Origin of the sequence: Flavobacterium sp., from assembly GCF_032153895.1 — a bacterium.
Lineage (GTDB): Bacteria > Bacteroidota > Bacteroidia > Flavobacteriales > Flavobacteriaceae > Flavobacterium.
Genome location: NZ_JALDYN010000058.1, coordinates 1 through 3,741 on the forward strand (window position 1 = coordinate 1; position 3,741 = coordinate 3,741).

5 protein-coding genes are annotated in these 3,741 nt (G+C 36.3%); 3 read left to right on the forward strand and 2 right to left on the reverse strand.

What is annotated here, in order from left to right:
- Positions 1-58: 58 nt before the first annotated feature.
- Entirely contained in the window at positions 59-838 is a 780-nt protein-coding gene (locus tag RUH60_RS11505; RefSeq protein WP_313808445.1) for an RMD1 family protein, read from the reverse strand.
- A 20-nt stretch (positions 839-858) separates the two neighbouring features.
- Positions 859-1,566, reverse strand: coding sequence for a dipeptidase PepE (pepE, locus tag RUH60_RS11510; RefSeq protein ID WP_313808447.1), 708 nt, complete (start codon positions 1,564-1,566; stop codon positions 859-861).
- A 112-nt stretch (positions 1,567-1,678) separates the two neighbouring features.
- Here pepE and RUH60_RS11515 point away from each other — a divergent pair, with 112 nt between their 5' ends.
- Genes RUH60_RS11515 through RUH60_RS11525 form a run of 3 tightly spaced genes read left to right on the forward strand, consistent with a single transcriptional unit; the run spans position 1,679 to position 3,718 of the window.
- Entirely contained in the window at positions 1,679-2,401 is a 723-nt protein-coding gene (locus RUH60_RS11515) for a hypothetical protein (protein WP_313808448.1), read from the forward strand.
- On the forward strand, positions 2,391-3,191 hold the full coding sequence (locus tag RUH60_RS11520) for a carboxypeptidase-like regulatory domain-containing protein (protein WP_313808450.1): 801 nt from the start codon (positions 2,391-2,393) through the stop codon (positions 3,189-3,191). Before RUH60_RS11515 ends, RUH60_RS11520 begins: the two co-directional genes overlap by 11 nt.
- 23 nt (positions 3,192-3,214) lie before the next feature.
- Positions 3,215-3,718: a DUF6702 family protein gene (locus RUH60_RS11525; RefSeq protein WP_313808452.1), complete on the forward strand. Its 504-nt coding sequence runs from the start codon at positions 3,215-3,217 to the stop codon at positions 3,716-3,718.
- The last annotated feature ends 23 nt before the right edge of the window (positions 3,719-3,741 follow it).

The following is a 3,741-nucleotide window of genomic DNA, read 5'->3' on the forward strand; positions in this document are numbered from 1 at the left end:
ATACAAACAAAAAAACCACTCATATTGAGTGGTTTTTTGTTTTTATATGGTTTTGTAATTAATGCGAAAACAAGGTCAGTGCAATTTCAAAAGCAATCAAAATAATGATAATCCATTCCAGGCGGGCGCTTTCCTTTACACTTAAAACATCAGTGAAGAGCGTTAAGTTATCTTCCACAATCTGCAAACGGTAATCCAAGTCTTTGAATCGTGGATTGATGTCGAAATTAGCTTTCAGGTTTTTGTTCAGCATGTTCAATTCTTCGTTGTCCCAAACTAAATTGGGATCGTCTAAAATGTATAAATTGTCAATAATACTGTTTTTTACATTCAAAACCTTTCCGATGTATTTTAGTAATTCTTTTTTGGAAATGCTCAGTTTTCCTTTATTCTCCAATTCCAAAATGAAATTTTTAGACGACGCAATCAAATCGTTGGTAAGCGCTTCGTAATAGTCTAATGCCACTGATTGTGCCGTGTTCAGCATGATAATACGCAACGTGTCGGAATCAATTTTAGGAACCAAAACCAAATCATTTTTCACGATGGTTTTCAGTAAAGTATTGTCTGGCTCAATACGATATTCTTCGCTCAAATTCAACCTTACCGGATTGGAAGCGTAGTTTTTGACGAAATTGATAAACTCACTTTTGGCCACAGCATCATAATTGGCAAAAACCACGACACCGTAATCGAAAAGGTATAAAAAACGATTGTTTTCCAAAGCGTAGAACACTTCGGTTGTGCTTCCGGAAAAGGCATCAGTTCGGAATTCGGTTCTGAATTTTCGGATGTTAAAAGCTTCTGCAATTTGAACGGCTTCGATTCTCATTTCCATAATTCTGAAGTTTTTGGGATTTATTTCAAATTTGATAAATCGGTTTCTGGGTCTAGTTCTACAGGTGTTTTTCCTTGTTCGAATAAACGTGCGGTCAAACTTCCTTTCAAGGTTATTTGTGTTCCGATGACTTCCAGCCAACTGCCTTCTCGCAAACCTAAAACAGGCTGCGAATTGAATTTGTGAAATTCATTAATGCGGGTTTCGCGGGTTTCTCCCATGTGGGTAGAGCCTTCAATCGGGTCCAGATAATGCGGATTGATGTTGAACGGAACCAATCCTAAAGTCGCAAAACTCGGCGGATAGACAATCGGCATGTCGTTAGTGGTTCCCATGGTTAATCCGCAAATATTACTTCCGGCGGATGTTCCTAAGTATGGTGTTCCCGATTTCACCACTTCTTCTAAAACTTCCATTACTCCGGTTTTATAAAGTTGACTCACTAACAGAAAAGTATTTCCGCCACCGGTAAATATGGACTGAGCATTTTTAACGGCTGTTTTTGGGTCTTCAAATTCGTGCAGTCCGCGAACTGAAATTCCTATTTTGGCAAAAGTTTCCGTAACTTTAAGGGTGTAATCTTCATGAGACAAACCACTCGGGCGCGCATACGGAATAAAAAGCAATTCGGTTATGTTGGAAAAATGGGTTTTTAAAGTAGGTAAAAGGTAGTCGAGATAACTTCCTTGGTGTAGTGTAGAAGTGCTGGCAATGATAATCTTTTTCATAAAAAATGTTTCGTTCCTCAAAGATACTGGAATTTAATTTAACAAAAAATTACAAAGGCTTTAGGATTGTTTTGTGAGGAATATCAGATAGTTTTACGGTACAATTCAGCGTATGAAAAAACAATTACTTTTTATTTTACTGCTTATTTCATCTTCAATTTTCTCTCAGAGTGCTAAAATTCTGAAGGGGAAGATTATTGCGGATACTAAAGAAGTCGGCGGCGTAACCATCGCAAATCTAAATTCAAAGAGAGAAGTTTTTTCGGCTACTGATGGGCAGTTTTCCATTTATGCCAAAACAGGCGATACGTTGTTATTTACTTCGGTTCAGTTAAAAGCAAAAAGAATAATTGTCGAAAAAGAAGATTTCGATTATCTGCCATTCCCGGTTCGCATGGAATTGAAAGTTACTCAGATAAAAGAAATTGTAGTTGAAAAAAGTACTATTGATGCGGTAAGTTTAGGTATCATCTCCAAAAAAGTAAAACCGTTAACTCCGGCTGAACGGCGTTATTATACCGCCACAACAGGAGGTGGTTTTCTTCCGATAGATCCTATCATCAACGCGATTACGGGTAGAACTGCGATGTTAAAAAAGGAAATTGCAGCCGAGCGTAACAAAATGATTCAGGAGCGTTTGGGTTATATGTTTGATGCCGATTATCTGATGAGTGAATTTAAAATTCCGGAAGATTATCTTGATGGTTTCGTCGTGTTTGCTTCGGAAAATCAGAAAGTTGCCAAAGCTGTTAAAGACAAAAATAAAACTCTTACTACATTTCTTTTAGGTGGTTTAGCTGACGAATACAATAAAATGATAGCCGATGCGAAGTAAGTTTTGGTTATTTCTTTTGTTGATTTTCCCCATTTTAAGTTTCGGACAAATTAACCGTTCCGTCTTGCAGGGAAGAATTGTTACCGATTCACTAGATGTCGAAAATATTACCGTAAAAAATACTACTGCTGGATTAGTTTCGGCTACAGATTCCAAAGGAAAATTCAGGATTTTAGTCAAAGAAAAAGACACCTTGGTTTTCAGTAGCGTTTCGTTTCAATCGTCTTATTTGGTAGTGAATCAAACGCATCTTGAAGACGAAGATTTAAAAGTCAGATTGGAAGTTAAAATCAACGCTTTGGATGAAATCATTGTTCGGCCATACACTTTGACCGGAAATCTCGAAACCGACAGCAAAACACTTAAAGTAAAAATAATTGATTTGAATTTACCGGCTGCAGGTGGTTTTTCCGTATCCGATATAAAATACAATCCGGTTGACAACGCGCTTAAAAATGCTATGGGAACACCTGGAAATGATTTCAACGGAATCGATTTTGCTAAGTTGGGCGGTGTGTTGTTGAAAGCCATTTTCAAACCGAAACCCAAGCCAAAAAAAATTGAATTCATTAGCAACAAAACCTTTGTCGATGCCGCAAAAGAAAAATATTCCGAAAACTTTTTCACTCAAACGCTTAAATTGAAACCGGAAGAAATCGAACTTTTTCTGAGTTATTGTGAACAGCAGCATCCCAACATTCGCCAATTGTTAAATCCGAAAAAAGAATTTGAATTCACTGATTTTCTCATAAAAAAGAGTGAAGAATATCTTAAAAACAACCGCTACTAGCTTTCTTTTACTACATTTGGTTTATGAAGTCCTTTTTGCAGCGTTTTGTTCCGATACTTCTTTTTGTTGTGCTTTGCTCTTTTGCGGTGCATAAATTTTACGTGGCAATTTATCAGGTGAATTATGAGCCGAAGAAAAAAGAACTCCAAATCACTACCCGAATTTTTATCGACGATTTGGAAAAAGCTTTAGAAACTCGATTTCACAAAAAGATTTATTTGGCGACCTCCAAAGAAATTCCCCAAACTGATGATTTAATCAAATCTTATCTGAGTGAAAAATTCAGAATAAGTGTCAATTCGTCTTCTAAATCTTTAAAATTTTTAGGAAAAGAAACCGAAGATAATGTCTTGATTTGTTATCTTACCACACCAGTTTTGGAGAAAATAAATACAATATCGATTCACAATTCAGTACTTACAGAAACTTACGATGAGCAACAAAATATTGTTCATTTTAAGGTAAACGGTAACAAAAAAACGGTTTTAATGACTGATAGTGAACCGGATGGACAAGTTGAATTTTAGACAAACAACCAAACAACAATATA

Coding starts and splice junctions, on each gene's coding strand:
- RUH60_RS11505 (WP_313808445.1), bottom strand. CDS start 838: ATGGAAATGAGAATCGAAGCCGTTCAAATTGCAGAAGCTTTTAACATC.
- pepE (WP_313808447.1), bottom strand. CDS start 1,566: ATGAAAAAGATTATCATTGCCAGCACTTCTACACTACACCAAGGAAGT.
- RUH60_RS11515 (WP_313808448.1), top strand. CDS start 1,679: ATGAAAAAACAATTACTTTTTATTTTACTGCTTATTTCATCTTCAATT.
- RUH60_RS11520 (WP_313808450.1), top strand. CDS start 2,391: ATGCGAAGTAAGTTTTGGTTATTTCTTTTGTTGATTTTCCCCATTTTA.
- RUH60_RS11525 (WP_313808452.1), top strand. CDS start 3,215: ATGAAGTCCTTTTTGCAGCGTTTTGTTCCGATACTTCTTTTTGTTGTG.